Origin of the sequence: Streptococcus sp. 'caviae' (genome assembly GCF_001937065.1) — a bacterium.
Classification (GTDB): Bacteria; Bacillota; Bacilli; order Lactobacillales; family Streptococcaceae; genus Streptococcus.
This window is the reverse complement of sequence record NZ_MOWR01000004.1, coordinates 27,944-49,750: the sequence shown is the minus strand read 5'-3', so window position 1 is coordinate 49,750 and position 21,807 is coordinate 27,944. Positions and strand designations below refer to the sequence as shown.

Below are 21,807 nucleotides of genomic sequence, written 5' to 3'. Positions count from 1 at the left end.
AGGACCCGCACCTCAGATGTACGACATGCCCGTCGTACTTAAAAAGGAGAGAACCAATCAGGTTCTCTCCAGAGTACAGCTTTTCATCACCCACTACAGTTGACAAGGAGCCTTATTTTATTATGCTAGGCATTAAAACTTTCCGTCAGCTGAGGCACAACTTGTTTCTTGCGGGAAACAGCGCCTTTAAGGAAAGCATGGTTGTTTTCGAGTTTGAAGTTGAAAGCTGCTTCAACCTTATCCATGTTAGCACCCAAAGCTAAGATTTCCGAATTTGAATTTAAAATATCCGTAATCATCAAGACAAAATCTGAATAACCATTGGCTGCTTGTGAAGCTTTAATAGCTGCTTCAATTTCCGACTGACGTTCCAAAACGTCATTGATATCGACCGTATTAACCTGTGCTACCCGTACTTGATTGCCGTTAAGTTCGAATGTTTTGGCATCAATATCAACCAGTTCCTCAGCTGATTTGCTGGCCAAATTAGTACCAGCCTTAAGCATAGCCAAACCATATTCCTGCAAATCAACACCGGCAATCTTAGCCAAATCTTCAGCAACTGCCGGATCAGAAGCATGAGTCGTTGGCGATTTCAGCAAAAGCGTGTCTGAAATCAGACCTGACAGCATTAATCCTGCAATTTCTTTTGGAATGGCTACGCCGTTTTCCTTATAGAGACGATAAACGATTGATGAAGCAGAGCCGACAGGTTCTAAACGCATATAAAGAGGATTTGCCGTTTCAAAATTAGCGACACGGTGATGGTCAACCACTTCAATCACTTCAACATCACGAATGTCAGCAATAGACTGCTGAAACTCATTGTGGTCAGTTAAAATGACTTGTTCGGCACCTTCTGCTTTAGCAGATGTAACAACACGCGGTGCCTCAACACCAAAATAATCCAGAACAAAGGCTGTTTCTTCATTAGGCTCTCCCAGAGCAACAGCTTCAGCGTCTGTACCAAGCTGGCGTTTCAAATAGGCATAAGCTACTGATGATCCAATAGCATCTGAATCTGGATTTTGGTGACCAAAAACTAAAATTTTAGACATAACATTACCTCGTTTTTATTTTTCATCTCATTTTACCAAATTTGATGTCATTAAGCAAAAGAAGCTTTAGCCGAATTTCAAAGAATTTAAAGATCAGTTTTTAAGCAGCAAAAAAGGCCGAAAACGTTCATTTCAGCCTTCTATAATCAGTTATAAGAACGAAACATGTAGAGCAGCTGCCCTTTCAATCTACCATCATTGGTATCTTAGCCATTGATTCTGCGCTTGTATTCTTCGTAGGTTTCTGTGTGCATGAGTTCCTTGGCATTGCGAACGCGGTCCGGCGTCGGCGGCTTGACGCCTTCTAAGGCATAAGGAATCCCCAGTTCATGCCATTTGAAGACTCCCATGGTATGATAAGGAAGCACTTCAAAACGCTCAACATTTTTCAAGGTCTTGACAAATTCACCCAATTTGATCAAATCTTCATCGCGGTCTGTCAGACCCGGCACTAAAACGTGACGAATCCAAACAGGCTTACCGATATCAGACAGATAGCGGGCACAGGCCAGAATCGTTTTGTTGCCGTGACCGGTAACAATTTTATGCTGTTCTGGGTTGATTTCCTTGATATCCAAAAGCACCAGATCAGTAACTGCCATCAATTTATTGTATTTTTCCAGATAGGCGGGCGTATTTCTAAAGGTAAGCGCACAGGTATCCAGAGTTGTATGAATGCCTTTTTCTTTAGCCAAGGTAAAAAGGGCAATCAAAAAATCAATTTGAAGGGTCGCTTCACCGCCGGAGACTGTAATGCCTCCTTTATCGCCCCAAAATCCCTTAAAACGCAGAGCTTCCTCCAAAACATCTTCTGCTGTTCGTTCTGTTGCTCTGTCATTGGTCATTGCCCAAGTATCTGGGTTGTGGCAGTACTGGCACCGCATTTGGCAGCCCTGCATAAAAACGACAAAGCGCACGCCCGGACCGTCAACAGAACCAAAAGATTCTGTAGAGTGAACAAGTCCGGTTACCTTCCTGTAGTCAATTTCTTCTGTCATAATTTTCTTTCCTGTAAACGTTTTTCTTATCTTTATTATAACACTTTAAGCGAAAAAAAGACTAACATTCTGTTTAGTCTTTTTCATCTTCTGCTTCTTCAATTTCTGTTACCAGCAATTTCAGTTTGGTTATGCGTCCGTCTTTAACCTTGTCATTGATCAGCTCCAAGTGTTTATTATTGCTCTCAACAGTGAAATGCTCTTTTTCGTCCTGACTTGGAATCGTTCCGACACCGGTCAGGTAAAAGCCGGCAATGGTATCAACATCATCACTTTCAAGGTCTGTTTCAAAATATTCGTTAAAATCATTGAGCGTCATCGTTCCAAGAACAATGTAAGTATGGTCTGCAATCTCGCGGACAGAAACTGCAGCCTTATCTGTCTCGTCATCAATTTCACCGACAATTTCTTCCAGAAGGTCTTCCAGCGTCACGAGACCTGCCACACCGCCGTATTCATCTAAAAGAATAGCCATTTGATTTTGAGTATTTCGAAGAGCCGTCAGGAGGTCATTGACAAAAATGGTCTCCGGCACAAAAAGCGGTTCCTGTAAAATCTTGCGGAGGTTGATATGATCAAAGCCTTCTTTGAAACCGGCATCTAAGAGCCTCTTTGTATGAATAAGACCGATAATTTTATCCTTATCCCCATCATAAACAGGAATGCGGGAAAACCTCTCATTTAAAATAGCCTGAATAATATCACCGGTATCATCGTTGATATCAACCATAAAAGCATCGGTCCGAGGAACCATAACCTCACGCGCCATCAGCTCATCGAGCGAAAAGACACCCTGCAGCATTTCGATTTCATCGGCATCCAGAGTCTCTTCGCTGTTTGTCAGCATATACTCGATTTCATCACGCGTCATTTTCTCATCGGCATCATCAAAAGTCATGGGCGTGATACGGCTCAGCAGATTGGTTGAAGCCGAAAGGAGCCAGACAAAAGGACTGACGAGCTTACCCAGCAGAATAATAAGCGGAGCTGAATACACCGCCAGACTGTCCTTTAGATTGAGGGCGATACGCTTGGGATAGAGCTCTCCTAAGACAATTGAAATATAAGTCAAAAACGCAAGGGCGATGATACTGCCTGCAGTTCGTGCTGTTGCCGAGTTGCCGAACCAGGCGGCAATCTCACGTCCCAGAGAATCTGCTAAGCTTGCCCCAGACAAAAGGGTGATGAGGGTTATGCCAACTTGAATGGTAGAGAGAAAATGATTTGGTTTTTCTAAAACTTTCAAGAGACGGATGTATTTTTTGTCGCCTTCTTCAGCTTTTTGTTCAACGCGCGCACGGTTCAAAGATACCAGAGCCATTTCAGTGGCTGAAAAGAAGGCATTGCAAAGCGTCAAAATAAGCAGTAGTAAGAATTGTAAGATTAAGGATTGACTACCAGGGTCTTCCATATTCGTTATTTTTCTCCTAAATGATATATAGTCAGTCTATTATAACACAATTTTGTTTTTCTTGTGATACTCATAAACACCAGCGATGAATTTTACGATTTCCTTGATAATAGCATAAGCCGGTACTGCAACTAACATGCCGACAAGCCCTGCAATATTGCCGCCCAAAACCAAAAGCACCATAATGGTCAAGGGGTGGATTTTCATGGCACTGCCGACAACACGCGGATAAACGATGTTACCGTCAATCTGCTGCAGGGTCATGATGTAAATAATAGCAATAATCATTTTTTTAGGATCACTGACAATATAGGCTAAAACAACGGGCGTCAGTCCCAAATAAGGACCGACATAAGGAACAACATTGGTAACTCCCGCAACCAGGGCAAAGAGAAAGGCATACTGAATACCCATGAAATGGTAGCCAATGAGAGCAAAAACAAAGATAAAGGCCGCATCAATCGCAACACCGCTGATATAGCGTGAAATCGTCTTGTTCATCTGTCCCATAAGCTTGCTGATATCATGGGTATCGTTCTTTAGAATAGAGCGCTCCAGCATAGGCAGCAGCCCTTCGCCATCCTTTAACAGATAAAATAAGATGACCGGTGTGATGATCAACACCATCACAATATTTGTAATCATGGAAACGATACTGGAAACACTGACTGTTACACTGTTGAGGACATTTTCCAAAATATCCACATAAGACAGGTTAAATTGTTTCAAGAGGCCGTTAATATCAATGTTTTTAAAGGCCGGATTGTCCTTCCATTCATTGAATAAATCCTGCAGGCCTACATAAATGTTCTGACTGGCTGATATCAAGTCCGTCAGCTGATTAATTAAATTAGGAATCAGGCTGGTAATCGAGAAGATCAGTAAGGAAATTAAAGCCGCAAAGATAATGACAATCGCCCAAATCCGCTTCATCTTAAAACGTTTTTCTAAGAAAGTAACAGCAGGATCGGTGATATAATAAAGAAAACCGCCCAGCAAAAAGGGCATGAAGAAGGTCTTAGCAACACTGAAAAAAGGGCTAAAAATGCTCCCCATCTGCCGCCAGGTAAAAAGAATCAAGGTCAGCAGCAAAGCCTCTACTGTCCAAAAGAATAATCTGTTGTTCTTAAACATAATCTCTCCTTTTGCGCTTATTTTACCATATTTTTGTGTTATAATAAATAACAATTAAACGACAAAGAGGTAAAAGATGGCACTTATTTCAATGGAAAATGTAACCCTGAAAAGACAGGGCAAAACCTTGCTCAGCAATCTTAACTGGCAGGTTAATAAGGGAGAGCACTGGGCCATTTTAGGACTCAACGGCTCCGGCAAGACAACCTTGTTAAAACTGATTATGGCTGAATACTGGTCTTCAGACGGTCAGGTTGAGGTTTTGGGCACCAAATTCGGACAGGGGAACATTCCCGATATGCGGACTAAAATTGGAGTTGTCGGCTCTTTTATTGCTGAGCGCCTGCCGAAAAATATGCTGGCCGAAAAAATTGTCCTGACCGGAAAATACAAATCCAGCATTCTTTATAAGGCTTACGGTGACAAGGAGCTGGATGAAGCGCGCCATATGCTGAGATCTATCGGCGGAGAGCACCTGCTCGGCCGCTCCTATGCCAATCTGTCCCAGGGCGAAAAGCAGCTCCTCTTGATTGCCAGAAGTTTAATGGAAGAGCCGGAAATTATCATTTTGGACGAGGCAACGAGCGGTCTTGACCTCTTTGCCAGAGAAAAACTGCTGCAGCAAGTTGATATGATTGCTAAACTGCCGCATTCTCCTTTGATCCTCTACGTTACCCACCACGCAGAAGAAATCACCAGCACCATGGATCACATTCTTCTTTTGAAAAAAGGAAGAATTGTTGCTCAGGGTAAAAAAGAAGACATTATCACTCAGGAAGTTCTGTCAGACTTCTATGACAATCACGTAAAAATTATTCCTATTGATGAGGAGCGCTTCTTTATCAAGCCGGAGGTGTAAAGCTGTTATCAAGTTCAGCACAGATTGACTCAAGCACAATTCTCAGCTGATTTCAGCTTGCTTTGTTTTTTACAGGCTGAGCTTTTAAAAAATGATACTTAACCTTATTCCATATATAAAACAGCAGACTGTTTACAAGTAAAAGCAGTCTGCTGTTTTTGTGTTTCCGGCAAAAATATTATAACTTCTCCACCATCACCAGAAATGGCGGTGTGTTGATTTGATTGAGCGGCTGGTAAAGCATGGTCGCAAAGTGTTCCTGCGGCAGTTTTTTGATAAACTCCAGCACAGCGTCTTTTTCCCTATCGCCACCCTCATGCCCGTAGTAAATCATGATGGACAGGCGGCCGCCGTCTTCCAAACGATTCAAAATTTTTTCAACCGCCATTAGAGTCGTGTCAGGCTTTGTGATAACGGACTTATCAGCAGACGGCAGGTAGCCCAGATTGAAAATAGCTGCGCGGATAGGCTCGGTCACATAGTGATCCAGATTCTCATGACCGTCCAAAATGAGTCCTGCATTTTCCAAACCGAGCTGAGCTAAACGTTTTTGAGTTTTCTGTACCGCCTGTTCCTGCACATCAAAGGCATAGACTGTCTTAGCTAAAGCAGCCAAAAAAGCGGTGTCATGGCCATTGCCCATGGTCGCGTCCACCGCGATGCTATCCTTATCTAAAACTTCTGCCAAAAAGTCATGAGAAAGCTCAATGGGGCGTTTGATCATGCCATTACCTCCGCCTTACAGCCTTGATAAGAATTTCGTCTCTCCATCTCCTTGTCAATAGCATTTAGAACCTCCCATTTGTTGAGGCTCCACATGGGACCAATCAGCATGTGGCGGGGGGCGTCGCCGGTAATACGGTGAATAACGATATCTTTCGGAATAATTTCCAGCTGATCGCAGATGATGGACACATACTCGTCCTGACTAAGCAGCTGCAGTCTGCCTTCGTGATAGTCCCGCTGCATGCGGGTATTGGTCATCAAGTGCAGCAGATGCAGTTTAATGCCATCTATATCATTATCGGTCACGCAGCGGCGGACATTTTCCAGCATCATCTCGTGTGTTTCGCCCGGCAAACCGTTAATCAGATGGGAAACGATTTCTGCTTTGGGGGCCAATTGACGCAGACGCTCCACCGTCTCAACATACAGTTCATAACTGTGCGCTCGGTTGATAAGTTTTGAGGTTTCCTCATAGGTTGTCTGCAGCCCCAGCTCAACTGTCACATGCATTCGTTCAGAAAGTTCCGCCAAATAGGCAATGGTTTCATTAGGCAGGCAGTCCGGACGAGTGCCAATGTTGACACCAATAACTCCAGGTTCATTGATGGCCTGCTCGTAGCGCTCACGAATAACCTCAACCTTGTCATGGGTATTGGTGAAATTTTGAAAATAGACCAGATATTTTTTGACATCCGGCCACTTGCGGTGCATAAAATCAATTTCCTTGTAAAATTGGTCGCGGATCGGAGCCTCAGGTGCCACGATAGCGTCGCCAGAGCCAGACACCGTGCAAAAGGTACAGCCACCGTGGGCTACGGTACCGTCACGATTGGGACAGTCAAAGCCGGCATCAATAGGCACTTTAAAAATTTTTTCGCCAAAAAGCCGGCGGTAATAGGCATTTAGAGTGTTGTAACGTTTATTCATAGCTGTTATTTAAATTATTTTTTATATAAGGACTGTGGTGCAGGTGCTGGAAGGTAGAATGGTCGCATTCAACAGCCGACTCCACAATATGATAGGTTTGAAAAAGATGGTGCACTCGGTCTTTCAGCAGCTGCTCGTTGCAGTCAGGAGCAACCAGCAGGTGAATCATGGCAATATTTTTTCGGCCATCCAAAGACCAAAGATTAAACTGATTGATGGCCTGAACCCATTCCAGAGCCAAGATTTCCCTTTCCAACTGCTGAATATCACAATTCCCGGGAGCATGTTCCAAAAATACAGACAGATTTCTGATGAATTTAGGCAGAGCCTGGCTCAAAATAAAGAGTGCAATAGCCACCGACAGAAGCGGATCGAGAATGTACCAATCTGTCACTCTCAAAACCAGTGAAACAATAATAACAGCTACCCAGCCTAAAATATCTTCAAGAAAATGCAGGCTTAAAACAGACTCATGTTCAGATTCTTCACCATTTAAAACACGGCTGGCTACAATGTTGACAGCAATAGCAATCAAACCAAGGATCAGCATACCATTGTAATTAACCGGCTCAGGATGCATTATTTTTTGAACATTTTCAAATAGCACCAAGGCAGAACCAATGATAAGAATAACCGCCGTCATCAAGGCTCCTAAGAGACTGAAACGCCAGTAGCCCAGCGTGTATTGGTAGTCACTTCTGCGCTTGGACAGCCGTTCAAAATAATAAGACAGGCCGATAGCCAAGGCATCGCCAAAGTCGTGGACAGAATCGGCTAAAATAGCACTGGAATTAAAAATACTGCCGAAAATCATCTCAATAATGGCAAAGACAAAATTGGACATAAAAGCAATAAAAATTCGAGTGGTTGACTGATTAGAGACATCGTGGTGGTGGTCACGATGGTGGTGTTTGTGAGTTTCCATACGTTCTCCTTTTAATTTGTTGGGAGTGGGACAAAAATCGGTAGGGAGTGGGAAAGAACTCAAAAATTGAAAATTTTGGTTCGTCTTCCCACCCCCGCACAGTTGGCTAGGTTTTCCGCTTTGGCCTTGTGGCAAAAGGAAAGCCAGCCAACCACTGCGCCAAGTACTTATCCCAAAACAGGAATACTGGACGAGTTTTTGCCCAGTCTCTTAGTTTTCTTTCCCACTCCTTTTTAATCTATTTTTTTCGAATAAAATTTTGTTGAATAACTTTATTATAACATGAACTGCTGTATTACCGGCATTTTTTAAGAAAAAAGAGCTGTTCCATAGATACCTTTACAGTATCACGAACAGCTCCGTTAGACTATTAATACCAGTTTTGATGCTACTTCTGCCGGCCTTGAAAACGCCATTCAAAACGCTTTTGATCGTAAAAAGGATAGACAAAGGCGGCAATGGCGACGGCAAGCAGCCAGCCTCCTACTATGTCAGAAGGGTAATGAACTCCCAAATAAATCCGTGACAGTGCTGTTAAGACTGCCAAGAGAATCAGGATTGCCTGTACAATCCGCTTGGACTCTTCTTTTGTCATTCGCTGCTGAACAATAACGGCTAAGCTCAGAGCAACAATCATGGTTGATGCCGCATGCCAGCTTGGAAAAGAGGCACCCATCGGTTTTTCAATGAGATAGTAAAGGTCAGGTCTTGCACGATTATACAAATATTTAAAAGCTGTCGAAAAAATACCCATTAAAAAGAGATTGCCAGCTAAAAAGTAAGCCTCTGCCTTCCATTTTTTCCAAAAATAGCAGAGCAAAGCCATAAGAAAGACATAAACAAAAATGTAGGCCTCATGTCCCAGCTGAGTTACCGCTTTAAAAAACATCGTCGCGCCTTTAGGCAAGTCGCCGCGCACCGCCTCCTGCACACTGCTGTCAAAAGCCTTTAAAGCATCAGGATAAAATTTAACCGCATATCCCAGCATAAAAAAGAGCAGAGCCGCAAAAGAGGCACTTAAAAGATAAAATTGTTTATTTTTCATAAGTCCTATAATTTTTCAAAATTGGTTTGACCGCTGCATAAATGACAGCAAAACTGACTGCAAAGATCAGGCCCTCCAGAAGATTAAAGGGAACGACCATGTTGACCAAGTATTTTCCAATACCAATGAATCTGGCAATATCAAACCCGGCAAATTTAGCATAGAGCGGAATGGCATAGATATAGTTAAGAACAAGCATAATCACGGTCATTGCAACTGTTCCGACAGCACTGGCAATAACAAATGCTTTCTTTTCTTCCTTCTTCTTCCAAATCAGACCAAAGGCTAAGACAAAGACACCCAGCGCAGCTATATTCATGGGCAGGCCAATAATGCCGCCGGGGCCGCCATTATCCAGTAAAAGCTTAAGCAAACTTCTCAATAAGAGAATAGCATAGGCACTCCGTAGATCAAACAGCACCAATCCCAATAAAATAGGAATGATACTAAAATCAAGCTTCAAAAAATCAACACCCGGAATAATGGGAAAATTGAAAATCATGAGCACGAAAGAAAGTGCCGATAAAATCGCAATGCTAGCTAAAATGTGTGTTTTTTTCATAAAAAAATTCCTCCAATTTTTACAAATCGAAAGAAGCTGCAAAGAGTATAGCATGCCATGCACAAAAACCCTTTGTCTTCTCCCATCCAGACTTTACTGTCGGTTGCGGAATCACACCACATCAGCTTTACGCTCGCGGACTTCTGATAAATTTAGCACCTACTTTTCCCCTGCCTTGCAGCGCTGCTTTAAATGAGCAGCCTGAACAAGCAGAAAAAGTAAATCATTCAAAATATCAGTCACCGCCGGTCGGGAATTACACCCTGCCCTGAAGACACTTCTAGCATATCAAAAAAGAAGCCTAATAACAAGTAATCTTTCTTAATTCAAAAAAATTCTTTAGAGCTTGGCTGTTTTGGCCAAATAGGAAGGGGAAAACAGTGCAATTATTATGAATTTGGACATTTGTTTAAGAGAGCCATGGATTTACTGATAGCTATTGACAAACTAAAGGAATAAATGTATAGTATATATAAAATATTTATATATAAATTTTTTATATATTCAGGAGGGCTTCAGATGTATTATCCTGTCTCAGCCGTTTTGATAGAATTTCTTATTTTGTCTATCGTCAAACGGCAAGACTCCTATGGCTATGACATCAGTCAAACCATTAAACTCATAGCTAATATCAAAGAGTCAAGTTTATATCCTATTTTAAAAAAATTAGAAAAAGCCGGCTACCTCACCACTTATACTCAAGAATATCAAGGACGAAAGCGTAAATACTACCGTATTACTAATTCTGGAAAAAATCATCTTACCTTTTTAATGAGTGAATGGGCAAGTTATAAGGCAACTATTGACGGTATTGCAGAAGGGAGAATCCGCCATGACAAAAACTGAATATCTCAGTCAGTTAGAGCATTATTTAAGAAGACTGCCGCAGGCTGACTATGAAGAAGCCATGGATTACTTTACAGAATATTTTGAAGAAGCAGGTCCTGAGCAGGAAGAAGAAATTATCAGGGAATTAGGGAGTCCTAAGGAGGCTGCTCATGATATTTTAAGCCAGCTTATCGAAAAAAATCACTTGCTCGGTAACAATCCCAAACAAACCATTTGGCTCACAGTCTTAGCTGTCTTAGCAGCACCGATGGCTCTGCCCCTAACTATCGCAGCGCTGAGTGTTATTTTTGCCATTGTCGTTACTGCCATGTCAGCCGTTTTAATTACTGCCAGTTTTAGTTTCGTTGGTTTTGTTTTAAGTCTTTCTTTTCTTTGGGAAGCAGTCACCAAGCTGTCCGGTTCTTTAGCAACCCTGAATCTTGGTCTGGGAGCTAGCCTTCTGTCACTCGGTGTAAGCCTGCTGTTTGCAGCTGCTACTATTTTACTGGCTCGATTATTTAAATTTATCTTTCTGAAATTCAGCCAGTGGATTGCAAAGCGAGGTTATAAATCATGAAAAAATCATTCAGAATCACTTTAATAGTCGGACTGATTTTAAGCATTTTAGGACTGGTTTTACTAGGCTTTGGCCTGTCATCCGGCGGTCTCGAAAAGCTGCAAAGCTATAATGAAGCGGCTCAAAAAAAGGAAATTCAGTTAGACAATGTTCAAGTACTGAACTTTGATTTTAATTTTAAGGATATCAAAATCAAGACCTCTGCAGATAAGCATTTTAAGCTGACTTACTGTGAAAAACCTAAAGAAAATATTTCTTACCGTTTTACTAAGGGCAGGCTATCCCTAAAACAAAATAGGCCTTCCAATATCTTTACTATTGAATTTTTCAAATTAAGCGATCTCTCTGACTGGCTTCATAGAAATGACAGCCGCACAGTGACTTTGACTGTGCCTGAAAATCTGCTCTTGAAAAAAGTTGCTATCAGCAATAAAGTCGGCAATATCAGTATTGAAAATCAAACAATTTCAGACGTTAATCTGCAGGGCAGCACAAATGATCTGTTTATTAAAAACAGCAAACTGGCTAAGGGACGTATTGCCAACAATGTCGGTAATATTTATCTTAATAACAGTACTTTGATTAATATTGAAGGAAAAACTAATACGGGTAATATTGTTGCTGAAAATCTTACCGTTCTGGGAGCTGTCAGTTTGGATAATAATGTTGGCGATACCGAAATTGTTTTATCTGCGAAAAGCCTTAAAGATACAGTTGTCAACGCTAAAACAGATATTGGTGATCTTAACATTTCAGACAATGTCTTAAGAGGCGGCATCTCCAAAAATCAGTTAAGCATTAAAGTTAATACTGGCAGCATCAAAGTTGATTAAACACTATTAAACTGCTTAGGAAAGCTGGACGAATTGAACTTCATCTCCAAAAAAATCTGCCAATAATGCCAAAAAAGATTGTTCCTGCTTGATGCAAGGAGCAATCTTTTTTCATACATTTATTAGAAATACTAAAAAGTAAGGACAGACAATTTTATTTTAATTTATCAGCATCGTAAGTATGACTGAGCTCCAGACCAGTGAATTGCTGCTGGCGGAGAGCTTCATAGACAATCATGCAAACTGCATTTGACAGATTAAGGCTTCTGACATGCTGATCATTCATAGGAATGCGCAGTGCTTTTTCAGCGTGCTGCCGCATAAATGTTTCGGGCAGCCCCTTATCCTCACGGCCGAACATAAAATAATGATTCTCAGCATCATCATAATGTTCATCTGAGTAAGTTTTTTCTGCAAATTTTGTAATCAAGTGCAGCCGGCCAGAACAGCTGTCCATAAAGTCTTCGAGACTATCATACAAATGCACATCCAGCTTATCCCAGTAATCAAGACCCGCCCGCTTCATTTTCTTATCATCAATAGGAAAGCCCATGGGACGGATAATATGGAGAGGACTGTTGGTTGCTGCACAGGTTCGGGCAATATTGCCGGTATTGGCAGGAATTTGCGGTTCAAACAAGACAACATGATTTTTTCCTGATACCGGGAAATGATTTTCTTTTTCCAATGTTTCAATATTCATCTGATGCTAACTTTCTGATAATAGATTTATTACAAAAAAAGAACCACGAAACCCGGAGTCATGCTCAGCAGGTAACGTGGTATATGGGGCCTCATTATCTTAAATCATAACAGGTTTGATTTAAAACAATGAGTAGCTTGTTATATAGTATAACACTTCTGTCAAAGATGTCAATAAGATATAAGAAAAAAATTAAGATTTTTTTCAGAAAAACATTGATTGCTTTCTGTCAAAAAAGGGGCCTCCTGTTTCAGCCGCTTTCTCCTTGTTTTTCTTTTGAATTTTCATAGAAAACTAGTGCATTTTCTCCTGAAAAGAGGTATGATAGTTATTATAATTTGGAGGTAGATCATGAAAATTATTGTCGTTGGCGGCGGTAAGGTCGGAAAGGCTCTCTGCCGCTCACTGGTCGATGAAAAGCACGATGTTATTCTCATTGAAGAAAATGAAACTGTGCTTAATCATGTGACAAAACGCCTTGATATTATGGGAATTGTCGGTAACGGCGCTAATTTCAGAATTTTAGAGCAGGCCGATGTTCAAAACTGTGATATCTTCATTGCTATCACAGATATGGACGAGGTGAACATGGTCGCGGCTGTTCTGGCCAAAAAAATGGGAGCTAAAGAGACTATTGTACGGGTTCGCAACCCTGAATATTCTAATACCTATTTTAAAGACAAAAACTTTCTTGGGTTTTCCCTGGTGGTTAATCCAGAGCTGCTGACAGCCCGTTATATTGCCAACATGGTTGATTTCCCTAATGCGCTGTCTGTGGAACATTTTGTCAATGGCCGTGTTATGCTGATGGAATTTAAGATCGTAGACAGCAACAACCTCTGTCAAATGTCCCTAAATCAGTTCCGCAAAAAGTTCAGCAACATTGTTATTTGTGCCATCGAACGAAAACATGACCTGATCATTCCTGACGGAGATGACATTATTCAGCCCGGCGACAAGATCTTTGTAACGGGCAATCGGATGGACATGATTCAGTTCCATAACTTCGTTAAAAATAAGGTTATCAAAAGTTTGATGATTATCGGAGCGGGAAGAATTGCTTACTATCTGCTCAATACCCTCAAAACGACAAATCGTCATCTGCAGGTCAAAATCATTGAGCTTGATCCTAAAAAGGCCGAACTCTTCAGTCAGGACTTTCCGCACATTCACGTTGTTCAGGGAGATGGAACAGCCAAGGATATCCTTTTGGAAGAAAGTGCTGCCAACTACGATGCTATCGCTACTCTTACTGGCGTTGACGAAGAAAATATCATTGCCTCCATGTTTTTAGAAACACTGGGCGTGCAGAAAAATATTACCAAGGTCAACCGCACCAGCCTTCTTGAAATTATCAATCCCGAGCAGTTTTCAAGTATTATTACACCTAAAAACATCGCAGTGGACTCCATGATGCATTTTATCCGCGGACGCGTTAATGCCCAGGATTCTAATCTGGACGCTCTGCATCATGTGGCTAACGGCCGAATTGAAACCTTACAGTTTGAGATTCGTCAGGCTAATAAAATGGCCGGCAAAACCTTGTCCAATCTAAAACTTAAAAGCGATGTTTTAATAGCTGCTATTATTCGCCGCGGAAAGACCATTTTCCCAACCGGTGATGATGTTTTTGAAGTCGGAGACAAAATCGTTGTCATCACACTGCGCAAGAACATCACGCATATCTATGATTTATTGAAGAGGTAAGCTATGAATAAAAGTATGGTACGCTTTCTCTTATCAAAATTACTGCTGATTGAAGCTGCGCTTCTGATTGTTCCTTTGATTGTTGCTCTTATTTATCAGGAAGATCGAACAATTATGTTCAGTCTTTTAGGCACTATGGCTATCCTGATTCTCCTTGGAAGCCTCGGTATTATTTTTAAACCTAAAAACCAGCATATTTATACCAAGGAAGGACTGCTGATTGTTGCTCTTTGCTGGGTCCTTTGGTCCTTCTTTGGAGCGCTGCCTTTTGTTTTCACCGGTCAGATTCCTAATATCATCGATGCTTTTTTTGAAGTCAGCTCAGGCTTTACAACGACAGGGGCTACTATCTTGCCGGACGTGTCTGTTCTTTCTCATTCACTGTTGTTCTGGCGCAGCTTCACTCACCTGATTGGCGGGATGGGAGTACTGGTTTTTGCACTTGCCATTATGGAAAACAGCAAAAACAGCCATTTAGAGGTCATGCGGGCAGAAGTTCCGGGACCTGTCTTTGGCAAGGTGGTCTCTAAGCTAAAAGACACAGCCCAGATCCTCTACATTATCTATCTGGCTATGTTTGCCATCTTTGCTGTTGTTCTGTGGTTTGCAGGCATGCCGCTCTATGACAGTCTGGTTACTGCGATGGGAACTGCCGGTACCGGCGGCTTCACTGTCTTTAATGACAGTATTGCCCACTACCACAGCTCACTGATTACAAACTTGGTTTCAATAGGCATGCTGGCCTTTGGTGTCAACTTTAATCTCTATTATTTGCTGCTGATGCGCAAGTTTAAATCCTTCTTTGGCGATGAAGAATTACGGACCTATATCGGCATTGTGCTGGCTGCGACCATCTTAATCTGGCTAAATGTCAGCGGTCTCTTCTCTTCTGCAAAAGAAGGTCTGGAAACCTCGTTTTTTGAAGTTTCTACCATCATGACAACAACAGGCTTTGGTCTTACCGACTTAACCGTCTGGCCGCTTTTCTCTCAGTTTATTCTGCTCTTATTAATGTTTATCGGAGGATCAGCCGGTTCAACAGCCGGCGGCTTTAAAGTCATGCGGACCTTGATTATATCAAAGATTGCTAAAAATCAAGTCCTCTCCAGCCTCTACCCTAATCGGATAATGTCTCTGCATATCAACCATCAGCCGCTTGATAAGCGGATACAGCACAGTGTTCTTAAGTACCTGACGGTCTATCTTGCTATTTTTATCGGTTTGGTCTTTATTCTGACACTTGACAGCAACAAGTTTATGGTCGTTGTCAGTGCAGCTGCCAGCGCCTTTAACAATATCGGACCAATGTTAGGAACAGATAAGACTTTTGCTATCTTCAGCCCGTTTTCAAAATTGGTTCTGTCGTTTGCAATGATTGCAGGACGGCTGGAAATTTATCCAATGCTGCTGCTCTTTATTCCAAAAACTTGGTCTAAAACCTAGCGTCTATTCCGTCAGTCTTCATATAAACAGACAATACTGTTTCCCTATACTGCACTTCACTGCGGTTTGCAGCAAAACCTGCCAATCAAGTGGATGATGAAATCATAAAATGAAGCAGCGGCCTGATTCCTGAATTGTAAAGGGATCAGGCCTTTTTCTTTACTCTGACAGCGCTCAGAGCTGTAAAAGCGCTATTCTCACAATGGCTTTGACTAATGTTTCATCAGTTAATTCCATTAAAAAACACCCCAAAAGTTAGACGAAAAGCTAACCTTTGGGGTGCAGTTTCATTTTCAATAAAATGATATTCTTAAGACCGCCGCAGGGCATCAGATTGTTTTAACTGTCTTTGTCATTTCTCCGCAAGGTAAAGTGATCCGGCACCGGATCCTGACCGCCTTTGACAAAAGGATGGCAGCGCAAAATTCTGGCCATTCCCATCAAGACTCCCTTTAAACCATGCTTTTCAATAGCTTCGATCATGTAGGCCGAGCAAGTAGGACGATAGCGGCAGGAAGAAGGAAAAAAGGGTGAGATGAATTTCTGATAGAACCTGACTGGCGCAATGAGCAATTTTTTCATCTGTTTGTCCGATTGACAGCCGCATTGTAGAGCTGACTGATTTCCTTTTTATTCAAGCGTCTTGATTCTCCCGGACGCAGTCCTGACAAATCAAGCGTGCCAAAGCGTGTTCGTGACAGCTTATCAACGGTTAAACCCACCGCTTCAAACATCTTCTTAACCTGATGGTTGCGCCCTTCATGAATGACCAATTCAACAACTGAACGATTCTTTTCTCGGTCTGTTTTGAGAATGGTATAGCGCGCCGGTTGGGTTGTTCTGCCATCAATGAGCACACCGCGTGTTAAAGGCCGCAGGTTGTTCTTATCCGCAATCCCTTTCACACGCGCCACATAGACCTTATCAATTTCATTGCGCGGATGAATCATTTTGTCTGTGAAATCTCCGTCATTGGTTAAAATCAGAAGGCCTGAAGTGTCCCAATCCAAACGGCCGACAGGATAGATCCGCTCTTTAACTTGGGGCAGCAAATCGATAACCGTTTTTCGCCCCTTATCATCAGAGACGCTGGAAATTACTCCACGCGGCTTATTGAGTAGGTAATAGACCTTTTCTTCATTATAGATGGGCTGACCGTCAATTTCAACCTTGTCTCCTGATTTGACAGTCGTTGCTAGTTCGGTAACCACTTGACCGTTCAGGGTCACCAGCCCTTGTTTAATCAGCTCTTCAGCCTTGCGGCGGCTGGCAACTCCGGCATGTGCAATATATTTATTAATTCTCATTTTCTTCCTTTGTTTCTTCGAGTGATTCGTCTTTACTGCTAAACAGCGTAAATTCTTCGTCTTTTAATTCAATAGCAGAAGCATCCGGCAATTCTTCTAGACTGTTGATTCCCATGTAATCCAAGAAATAATCCGTCGTCACATAAAGATTGGGCCGTCCCAATACTTCCTTTTTGCCATTTTCGCGAATTAAATCAAAGGCCTGAAGTTTGGAAATCGCACCGCTGGAATTGACACCCCGAATATCATCAACCTCGATCCGAGTGATGGGCTGTTTATAGGCAATAATAGACAGCACCTCAAGGCTGGCTCGCGACAGACTCTGATTAATCGGGGTTTTAGAATACTGGCGCAAAAGCTCGGCATAGTCCTTTTTAGTCACCATCTTATAAGTTCTTGAAGACTCCATCAAACAAAGAGCAGAGCTGTCATCCGCTTCATATTTCTGAGCCAATTTTTCCAGCTGTTGAACCAGCGCCGGGACAGGCATATCTAAGAGAGCAGCCAGCTGACGCAGGCCAAGTCCGTCTTCACCCGCTACAAACAGCAGCGCTTCTATCTTTGACAGAGGGGTCATGCACTTTCCTTTCTTAAAATGATATCACTAAAATTATGTTCCTGCCAGACAGAGACACGGTGCACTTTAATTAATTCCAAAGTGGCTAAAAAGATGGTCACCATCTCGTTAACCGAAACAACCTCTTTAAAAAGGAGCGACAAATTAGTCTCTTTTTGGCTGGCAACTTTCTCTTCAACGACCAGCATCATGTCTTCAATGCGGTAGTCATCGCTGTCAATTGTTGTATGGCTGTTTTTAATTTCTTCTTGTTTTTCAGCCATGACCTTGGAAAAAGCCAGAAAAATATCCACAACTGATTTATCCTGCTTAAGTTCAACATCATCATAAATCAGCTCTAATTTAGGCTTGGAAAAATGCTGTGCCCGCTCACTGTGCTTAAGGGCCAGCTGTTCACCTAAAAGCTTATAAGTCCGATATTCTTCAATTTGCTGTAATAACTGCATTTCCGGATCTTCCTCAGGTTCAACACTTTCAACAACCTTAGGGAGCAGTTTGCGGCTTTTGATCAGCATTAATTGACTGGCCATAACCATATATTCACCGGCCACTTCAAGCTTCATGGCCTGCAGCGTTGCAATATAAGCCAGATATTGCTCAATAACATCAACAATCGGAACATCGTAAATATCAACTTCATATTTGGAGACCAGATGCAAAAGCAAATCCAGCGGTCCTTCAAAATCTTTTAATTTAATATCCATCAGTTTTTAAAATACTTTTCCAGAGTTACAGGACTTTTCAGGCCCAGATATTTGGCCAAATCCATCATACTGACACCCTTATTTTTAGCCTTGATAATGTATTGCTCCCGCAATTTCTGGGCTGTCATTTCCTTGAGACCCACAGACGCCAAATAATGGCTTAATTTATTAAAAAGCCACTGGCGCGAATAAGGTTCCCCCTTATTGTCAAAGAGATAGACTGCCCCGTCTTCTTTTTCCGGCATGTGAGAGAGGAGCTGTTCGGACAGTTCCAAAACCCTCATGGACTGGCTGCTTATCACTGTCAGTACTTGAAAATCCAGAGCAATATTTTCCCACTTCAGCCGAGCAATCTCGCTTGGAGAAAGTCCTAATTCTGCAATTAAAAGAGCAATAAGCTGCCCGGTACGGTCAGCAGCTTTTTCATAGAGGGCAGACAGATCTATTTCTTGGTAAACAGACCTTGCAAGCGGCAGTTTTTCCTTATTTTTGATTTTGTAAAAATGATCCAGCTTCTCCTGCTCATATAAAAAGAAAAGAAATTGATTGACAGCTGAAATTTTTCGTTTTTTAGCTGAAATCTTTAAATCCGCCAGCGACTGCTCATACAGCTTAAGCTTGTTTGGATTGACTTTTCCTTCAGTGATTTCTGCAAACTGCTGCAGATCATAGAGATAGGATTTTTGTGAATTTGAAGATAAGGATTTACTAGCAATAAATTCTGGAATAAGTGTTATCATTTTTTTGTCAGTGTGTATTCGTTTGTAAATTCATGAAGCAGACTGTTCAGTGCTTTCAAGATAACTTTTCGTGTGATGATGCCTAAAAAGGTACCGTCTGCTTCAACGACCGGCAGAAAATTGGCATCCACCAATTTGTGCATCACCTCGGTCAGATCAGCATTGGGTCCTACAGTCGCATAGCTGCCGTTGGTCATATAGGAGATATCCAATGCAGCCAGCTTTTCATCATCAATATCTTCTTCCTGCTGATATCTGATAATATCTGACATGCTGATTGTACCGACGTATTTTTTATCCTTGGTAATGACGGGTACCCGCGAAAAGCCATTATTAGCAAGGAGCAGCATGACATGAGCTGTATTATGGGTATCAATAAAGATCGCCAATTCTTCAGCCGGAGTCAGGTCATTTTCCAAAAGCGGTTTTAAGAAAGTTTCGAATTCTTTTGCTATCATCGTTTTATTTCCTGTGAAAGTGCTGGATAGATCTCATGATCCCGTGTGAAATAATCTACTTTAATGGTATTTTCATCAAAACATACTCTGGCATAAAGGCGTTCGTTAATATCGCCGCGAGGCTGGGAAACACTGCCCGGATTGATAAAAACAGTTTTGCCGTTTTTCCAGACGGCCGGTCTGTGAAGGTGCCCATAGATACAAATATCTGCATCCTCTTCTTGAGCCCAAAGATCCAGACGTTCAAAGCCAAAATTAATACTAAATAAATGGCCGTGTGTCTGAGCAACTGTCAAGTTAGGCAGCTCGGTCACAAGAGAATCCGGATAGTCGCCAAAATCACAATTGCCGCGAACCACCTGAACGCCTTCCCAAATGGGGTCACTGGCCGGCAGTTCCGAGTCACCGTTATGAAAAATAGCGTCTGCCTTGCCAAAATAACGTTCTTTTATATCTTTTACAATTTGCCGATCACCATGCGAATCACTCATGATAATCAATGTGCCTTCTGCCATTCCGGGAATACCTCCATAAGCTTTTTAACAGCTTGTCCTCTGTGAGAAATGTCATTTTTTTCCTGAGCTGAGAGCTCTGCTGCGGTCTTTCCGCTCTCTCCTACGATAAACAGCGGATCGTAACCAAAACCGTTGCTGCCCTTAGCTTCCATACCAATATACCCTGGCCAGTCCGCCTCAACCACTAAACTTTCTCTGTCGGGAGCGGCAACAACTAAGGTCGTATGAAAGTGGGCTGAACGATCTTTAAGATCAAATACCATGGCTAATTCATGCAAAAGCTTGGCATTGTTCTTTTGATCCGTAGCATCAGGCCCAGAAAAGCGAGCCGACCAGACACCCGGCAAACCGCCTAAAATATCAACCTGAAGTCCTGAATCATCAGCTAAGACCATCTTGCCCGTCAGATTTGAAATCGTCTCTGCCTTAAGCCGGGCATTTTCTTCGAAAGTCAGACCTGTTTCCTCAACTTCGGGAAGTTCAGGATACTGATTAAGATTTTCGACTTTGAGCCCCAGCTTAGCAAACATCTGACTGAATTCTTTAGTCTTTCCTTCATTGCGGGTTGCAATCAGGATGCTGTCTCCAAGCTCAGTAGGCTTAGTCTTTTCATCACCGAAAAACTCACTGACTGTCAGACCTCCCTCAGGCAGGCAGACCAAAACCAAACGGTCTTCCTCTGTAACCAATATAGCTCCTTTATGGCTGCTGGCCTTATAGGTATGTTGCTGCTGGTCATTGATCATTTCTAAAATAAACTGAACCAAGGCCATGGCAGAAGTTATTTTAACAACAGTCAGCATCAAGGAAGTACCTTCATCAAACAAGCTTCTCAGGTCTCTTTCAAGAGAACCGTAGGTCTTCTTGGCTTCTTCTTGATAATATATCGATGAGTTTGTCTTAGAATATTGTCCGATAAACCAGTTTTGCTCATCTTTATATTCGTATATTTTTGGATTCATAAAGTAACATGCTCCACTTCAATCGTCAAAGGCAGCCAATCATCAGCAATTTCCTTAAAGCTGGTGGTACTGGCCGTTGTATAAAAACGGTGTTCCTGATTTTCTAAGCCGCGGCTGCGGTTAATTTCAAAATAATTCAGCAGCACAGAGATATCGCGCACACATTCTGCCCCGCTGTCAATCAGCTTGACACTGGGACCCATAACATTTTGAATAATAGGCTTTAAAAGGGGATAATGCGTACAGCCCAGTACCAGTGTATCAATCTTACCAGCCAAGGGAGCCAGGTTTTCATAAACAATTTTTTTGGCGACACTGGAATGAATCTCGTTAGACTCAACAATAGGAACAAATTTGGGACAGGCCAGACTAAGCACTGTCATCTGCGGCGACAAATCCAATATTTTCTTTTCGTAAATATTAGATTTAATGGTCATGGGTGTTCCAATGACACCGATTCTGCCGGATGCGGTGGACTTAATCGCCGCGCTTGAACCCGGCAAGATTACGCCCAGAACAGGAATATCAAGTTTTTCTTTGACCTCTTCCCAAGCGACAGCTGTTGCCGTATTGCAGGCAAAAACAATCATTTTGACATTTTTAGTCAAAAGGAAATCCACCAATTCCCAAGTATATTTCTTAATTTGCTCAGCCGGACGCGGTCCGTAAGGAGCACGCGCCGAGTCCCCGATATAGACGACTTCTTCATGGGGAAGCTGGCGCATAAGCTCACGCACAACGGTCAAGCCCCCCACGCCAGAATCTAAAAAACCAATAGGTCTGTTATCCATAGCTGTCTTCTTTCTAA

At 42.2% G+C, this 21,807-nt stretch carries 25 protein-coding genes and 1 riboswitch; of the genes, 6 read left to right on the top strand and 19 right to left on the bottom strand.

Translation table 11 applies throughout. The features are described 5' to 3' along the window. Positions 1-125: 125 nt before the first annotated feature. The 4 genes from BMI76_RS05125 to BMI76_RS05110 form a co-directional block, all read right to left on the bottom strand. On the bottom strand, positions 126-1,058 hold the full coding sequence (locus tag BMI76_RS05125; protein ID WP_075346523.1) for a manganese-dependent inorganic pyrophosphatase: 933 nt from the start codon (positions 1,056-1,058) through the stop codon (positions 126-128). A gap of 206 nt (positions 1,059-1,264) precedes the next feature. Further along, entirely contained in the window at positions 1,265-2,056 is a 792-nt protein-coding gene (pflA, locus tag BMI76_RS05120; protein WP_075346522.1) for a pyruvate formate-lyase-activating protein, read from the bottom strand. 73 nt (positions 2,057-2,129) lie between these two features. Next, positions 2,130-3,467 carry a hemolysin family protein gene (locus tag BMI76_RS05115; RefSeq protein WP_075346521.1) on the bottom strand — a complete coding sequence of 446 codons (1,338 nt, stop codon included), beginning with the start codon at positions 3,465-3,467 and terminating at the stop codon, positions 2,130-2,132. A 39-nt stretch (positions 3,468-3,506) separates the two neighbouring features. Beyond that, positions 3,507-4,601 carry an AI-2E family transporter gene (locus BMI76_RS05110; RefSeq protein WP_075346520.1) on the bottom strand — a complete coding sequence of 365 codons (1,095 nt, stop codon included), beginning with the start codon at positions 4,599-4,601 and terminating at the stop codon, positions 3,507-3,509. A 76-nt stretch (positions 4,602-4,677) separates the two neighbouring features. On the opposite strand from BMI76_RS05110, the gene BMI76_RS05105 reads away from it, so the two are divergent. Further along, on the top strand, positions 4,678-5,460 hold the full coding sequence (locus tag BMI76_RS05105; protein ID WP_075346519.1) for an ABC transporter ATP-binding protein: 783 nt from the start codon (positions 4,678-4,680) through the stop codon (positions 5,458-5,460). A gap of 178 nt (positions 5,461-5,638) precedes the next feature. On the opposite strand, the gene BMI76_RS05100 is transcribed toward BMI76_RS05105, so the two are convergent. The 5 genes from BMI76_RS05100 to BMI76_RS05080 all read right to left on the bottom strand — a co-directional run bounded on the left by BMI76_RS05100 (position 5,639) and on the right by BMI76_RS05080 (position 9,699). Beyond that, positions 5,639-6,184 (bottom strand): class I SAM-dependent methyltransferase, encoded by a 546-nt coding sequence (locus BMI76_RS05100; protein ID WP_075346518.1) that lies wholly within the window; start codon positions 6,182-6,184, stop codon positions 5,639-5,641. Next, positions 6,181-7,113: a TIGR01212 family radical SAM protein gene (locus BMI76_RS05095; RefSeq protein WP_075346517.1), complete on the bottom strand. Its 933-nt coding sequence runs from the start codon at positions 7,111-7,113 to the stop codon at positions 6,181-6,183. Before BMI76_RS05095 ends, BMI76_RS05100 begins: the two co-directional genes overlap by 4 nt. Beyond that, a complete protein-coding gene (locus BMI76_RS05090) occupies positions 7,106-8,038 on the bottom strand; it encodes a cation diffusion facilitator family transporter (protein WP_075346516.1) in 933 nt (310 codons plus the stop codon). Before BMI76_RS05090 ends, BMI76_RS05095 begins: the two co-directional genes overlap by 8 nt. Positions 8,039-8,426: 388 nt before the next feature. Continuing rightward, positions 8,427-9,083 (bottom strand): phosphatase PAP2 family protein, encoded by a 657-nt coding sequence (locus BMI76_RS05085; protein WP_075346515.1) that lies wholly within the window; start codon positions 9,081-9,083, stop codon positions 8,427-8,429. Beyond that, positions 9,073-9,699: an ECF transporter S component gene (locus BMI76_RS05080; RefSeq protein WP_075346514.1), complete on the bottom strand. Its 627-nt coding sequence runs from the start codon at positions 9,697-9,699 to the stop codon at positions 9,073-9,075. Before BMI76_RS05080 ends, BMI76_RS05085 begins: the two co-directional genes overlap by 11 nt. A gap of 16 nt (positions 9,700-9,715) precedes the next feature. Then, a riboswitch (FMN riboswitch) is annotated at positions 9,716-9,925 on the bottom strand. 239 nt (positions 9,926-10,164) lie between these two features. Between BMI76_RS05080 and BMI76_RS05075 the strand changes: the two genes are divergently transcribed. From BMI76_RS05075 to BMI76_RS05065, 3 genes are read left to right on the top strand one after another with little or no spacing between them, the layout of a single operon-like run. After that, positions 10,165-10,491 carry a PadR family transcriptional regulator gene (locus BMI76_RS05075; protein ID WP_075346513.1) on the top strand — a complete coding sequence of 109 codons (327 nt, stop codon included), beginning with the start codon at positions 10,165-10,167 and terminating at the stop codon, positions 10,489-10,491. Then, positions 10,478-11,050, top strand: a complete 573-nt coding sequence (locus BMI76_RS05070; RefSeq protein ID WP_075346512.1) for a DUF1700 domain-containing protein — start codon at positions 10,478-10,480, stop codon at positions 11,048-11,050. The genes BMI76_RS05075 and BMI76_RS05070 overlap by 14 nt, the downstream gene beginning before the upstream one ends. Then, the gene (locus tag BMI76_RS05065; RefSeq protein ID WP_075346511.1) at positions 11,047-11,883 is read left to right on the top strand and encodes a DUF4097 family beta strand repeat-containing protein; all 837 of its coding nucleotides are present in this window, start codon (positions 11,047-11,049) and stop codon (positions 11,881-11,883) included. The genes BMI76_RS05070 and BMI76_RS05065 overlap by 4 nt, the downstream gene beginning before the upstream one ends. Positions 11,884-12,037: 154 nt before the next feature. On the opposite strand, the gene trmL is transcribed toward BMI76_RS05065, so the two are convergent. Next, the gene (gene trmL, locus BMI76_RS05060; protein ID WP_075346510.1) at positions 12,038-12,586 is read right to left on the bottom strand and encodes a tRNA (uridine(34)/cytosine(34)/5-carboxymethylaminomethyluridine(34)-2'-O)-methyltransferase TrmL; all 549 of its coding nucleotides are present in this window, start codon (positions 12,584-12,586) and stop codon (positions 12,038-12,040) included. A gap of 351 nt (positions 12,587-12,937) precedes the next feature. Here trmL and trkA point away from each other — a divergent pair, with 351 nt between their 5' ends. Next, the gene (trkA, locus tag BMI76_RS05055; protein ID WP_075346509.1) at positions 12,938-14,293 is read left to right on the top strand and encodes a Trk system potassium transporter TrkA; all 1,356 of its coding nucleotides are present in this window, start codon (positions 12,938-12,940) and stop codon (positions 14,291-14,293) included. Between the two features lie 3 nt (positions 14,294-14,296). Further along, positions 14,297-15,736: a TrkH family potassium uptake protein gene (locus BMI76_RS05050; protein ID WP_075346508.1), complete on the top strand. Its 1,440-nt coding sequence runs from the start codon at positions 14,297-14,299 to the stop codon at positions 15,734-15,736. Positions 15,737-16,075: 339 nt separating this feature from the next. Here the strand turns inward: BMI76_RS05050 and yidD are convergent, their stop codons facing one another. The 9 genes from yidD to racE are packed head-to-tail and all read right to left on the bottom strand — an operon-like array spanning position 16,076 to position 21,790. Next, complete coding sequence (gene yidD, locus BMI76_RS05045; RefSeq protein WP_075346507.1) at positions 16,076-16,318, bottom strand: membrane protein insertion efficiency factor YidD; 243 nt, start codon at positions 16,316-16,318, stop codon at positions 16,076-16,078. After that, positions 16,315-17,043, bottom strand: a complete 729-nt coding sequence (locus BMI76_RS05040) for a pseudouridine synthase (RefSeq protein WP_075346506.1) — start codon at positions 17,041-17,043, stop codon at positions 16,315-16,317. The genes yidD and BMI76_RS05040 overlap by 4 nt, the downstream gene beginning before the upstream one ends. Continuing rightward, the gene (gene scpB, locus BMI76_RS05035; RefSeq protein ID WP_075346505.1) at positions 17,033-17,620 is read right to left on the bottom strand and encodes an SMC-Scp complex subunit ScpB; all 588 of its coding nucleotides are present in this window, start codon (positions 17,618-17,620) and stop codon (positions 17,033-17,035) included. The genes BMI76_RS05040 and scpB overlap by 11 nt, the downstream gene beginning before the upstream one ends. Further along, positions 17,617-18,324 carry a segregation/condensation protein A gene (locus BMI76_RS05030; protein ID WP_075346504.1) on the bottom strand — a complete coding sequence of 236 codons (708 nt, stop codon included), beginning with the start codon at positions 18,322-18,324 and terminating at the stop codon, positions 17,617-17,619. The genes scpB and BMI76_RS05030 overlap by 4 nt, the downstream gene beginning before the upstream one ends. After that, complete coding sequence (xerD, locus tag BMI76_RS05025) at positions 18,324-19,064, bottom strand: site-specific tyrosine recombinase XerD (RefSeq protein ID WP_075346503.1); 741 nt, start codon at positions 19,062-19,064, stop codon at positions 18,324-18,326. Before xerD ends, BMI76_RS05030 begins: the two co-directional genes overlap by 1 nt. Then, positions 19,061-19,522 carry a cyclic-di-AMP-binding protein CbpB gene (cbpB, locus tag BMI76_RS05020; protein ID WP_075346502.1) on the bottom strand — a complete coding sequence of 154 codons (462 nt, stop codon included), beginning with the start codon at positions 19,520-19,522 and terminating at the stop codon, positions 19,061-19,063. Before cbpB ends, xerD begins: the two co-directional genes overlap by 4 nt. After that, positions 19,519-20,037 carry a metallophosphoesterase gene (locus BMI76_RS05015; RefSeq protein WP_075346501.1) on the bottom strand — a complete coding sequence of 173 codons (519 nt, stop codon included), beginning with the start codon at positions 20,035-20,037 and terminating at the stop codon, positions 19,519-19,521. Before BMI76_RS05015 ends, cbpB begins: the two co-directional genes overlap by 4 nt. Then, on the bottom strand, positions 20,019-20,999 hold the full coding sequence (locus BMI76_RS05010; RefSeq protein WP_075346500.1) for a nucleoside-triphosphate diphosphatase: 981 nt from the start codon (positions 20,997-20,999) through the stop codon (positions 20,019-20,021). The genes BMI76_RS05015 and BMI76_RS05010 overlap by 19 nt, the downstream gene beginning before the upstream one ends. Further along, positions 20,996-21,790 (bottom strand): glutamate racemase, encoded by a 795-nt coding sequence (racE, locus tag BMI76_RS05005; RefSeq protein ID WP_075346499.1) that lies wholly within the window; start codon positions 21,788-21,790, stop codon positions 20,996-20,998. The genes BMI76_RS05010 and racE overlap by 4 nt, the downstream gene beginning before the upstream one ends. Positions 21,791-21,807 lie beyond the last annotated feature (17 nt).

Coding starts and splice junctions, on each gene's coding strand:
- BMI76_RS05125 (WP_075346523.1), bottom strand. CDS start 1,058: ATGTCTAAAATTTTAGTTTTTGGTCACCAAAATCCAGATTCAGATGCT.
- pflA (WP_075346522.1), bottom strand. CDS start 2,056: ATGACAGAAGAAATTGACTACAGGAAGGTAACCGGACTTGTTCACTCT.
- BMI76_RS05115 (WP_075346521.1), bottom strand. CDS start 3,467: ATGGAAGACCCTGGTAGTCAATCCTTAATCTTACAATTCTTACTACTG.
- BMI76_RS05110 (WP_075346520.1), bottom strand. CDS start 4,601: ATGTTTAAGAACAACAGATTATTCTTTTGGACAGTAGAGGCTTTGCTG.
- BMI76_RS05105 (WP_075346519.1), top strand. CDS start 4,678: ATGGCACTTATTTCAATGGAAAATGTAACCCTGAAAAGACAGGGCAAA.
- BMI76_RS05100 (WP_075346518.1), bottom strand. CDS start 6,184: ATGATCAAACGCCCCATTGAGCTTTCTCATGACTTTTTGGCAGAAGTT.
- BMI76_RS05095 (WP_075346517.1), bottom strand. CDS start 7,113: ATGAATAAACGTTACAACACTCTAAATGCCTATTACCGCCGGCTTTTT.
- BMI76_RS05090 (WP_075346516.1), bottom strand. CDS start 8,038: ATGGAAACTCACAAACACCACCATCGTGACCACCACCACGATGTCTCT.
- BMI76_RS05085 (WP_075346515.1), bottom strand. CDS start 9,083: ATGAAAAATAAACAATTTTATCTTTTAAGTGCCTCTTTTGCGGCTCTG.
- BMI76_RS05080 (WP_075346514.1), bottom strand. CDS start 9,699: ATGCTATACTCTTTGCAGCTTCTTTCGATTTGTAAAAATTGGAGGAAT.
- BMI76_RS05075 (WP_075346513.1), top strand. CDS start 10,165: ATGTATTATCCTGTCTCAGCCGTTTTGATAGAATTTCTTATTTTGTCT.
- BMI76_RS05070 (WP_075346512.1), top strand. CDS start 10,478: ATGACAAAAACTGAATATCTCAGTCAGTTAGAGCATTATTTAAGAAGA.
- BMI76_RS05065 (WP_075346511.1), top strand. CDS start 11,047: ATGAAAAAATCATTCAGAATCACTTTAATAGTCGGACTGATTTTAAGC.
- trmL (WP_075346510.1), bottom strand. CDS start 12,586: ATGAATATTGAAACATTGGAAAAAGAAAATCATTTCCCGGTATCAGGA.
- trkA (WP_075346509.1), top strand. CDS start 12,938: ATGAAAATTATTGTCGTTGGCGGCGGTAAGGTCGGAAAGGCTCTCTGC.
- BMI76_RS05050 (WP_075346508.1), top strand. CDS start 14,297: ATGAATAAAAGTATGGTACGCTTTCTCTTATCAAAATTACTGCTGATT.
- yidD (WP_075346507.1), bottom strand. CDS start 16,318: ATGAAAAAATTGCTCATTGCGCCAGTCAGGTTCTATCAGAAATTCATC.
- BMI76_RS05040 (WP_075346506.1), bottom strand. CDS start 17,043: ATGAGAATTAATAAATATATTGCACATGCCGGAGTTGCCAGCCGCCGC.
- scpB (WP_075346505.1), bottom strand. CDS start 17,620: ATGACCCCTCTGTCAAAGATAGAAGCGCTGCTGTTTGTAGCGGGTGAA.
- BMI76_RS05030 (WP_075346504.1), bottom strand. CDS start 18,324: ATGGATATTAAATTAAAAGATTTTGAAGGACCGCTGGATTTGCTTTTG.
- xerD (WP_075346503.1), bottom strand. CDS start 19,064: ATGATAACACTTATTCCAGAATTTATTGCTAGTAAATCCTTATCTTCA.
- cbpB (WP_075346502.1), bottom strand. CDS start 19,522: ATGATAGCAAAAGAATTCGAAACTTTCTTAAAACCGCTTTTGGAAAAT.
- BMI76_RS05015 (WP_075346501.1), bottom strand. CDS start 20,037: ATGGCAGAAGGCACATTGATTATCATGAGTGATTCGCATGGTGATCGG.
- BMI76_RS05010 (WP_075346500.1), bottom strand. CDS start 20,999: ATGAATCCAAAAATATACGAATATAAAGATGAGCAAAACTGGTTTATC.
- racE (WP_075346499.1), bottom strand. CDS start 21,790: ATGGATAACAGACCTATTGGTTTTTTAGATTCTGGCGTGGGGGGCTTG.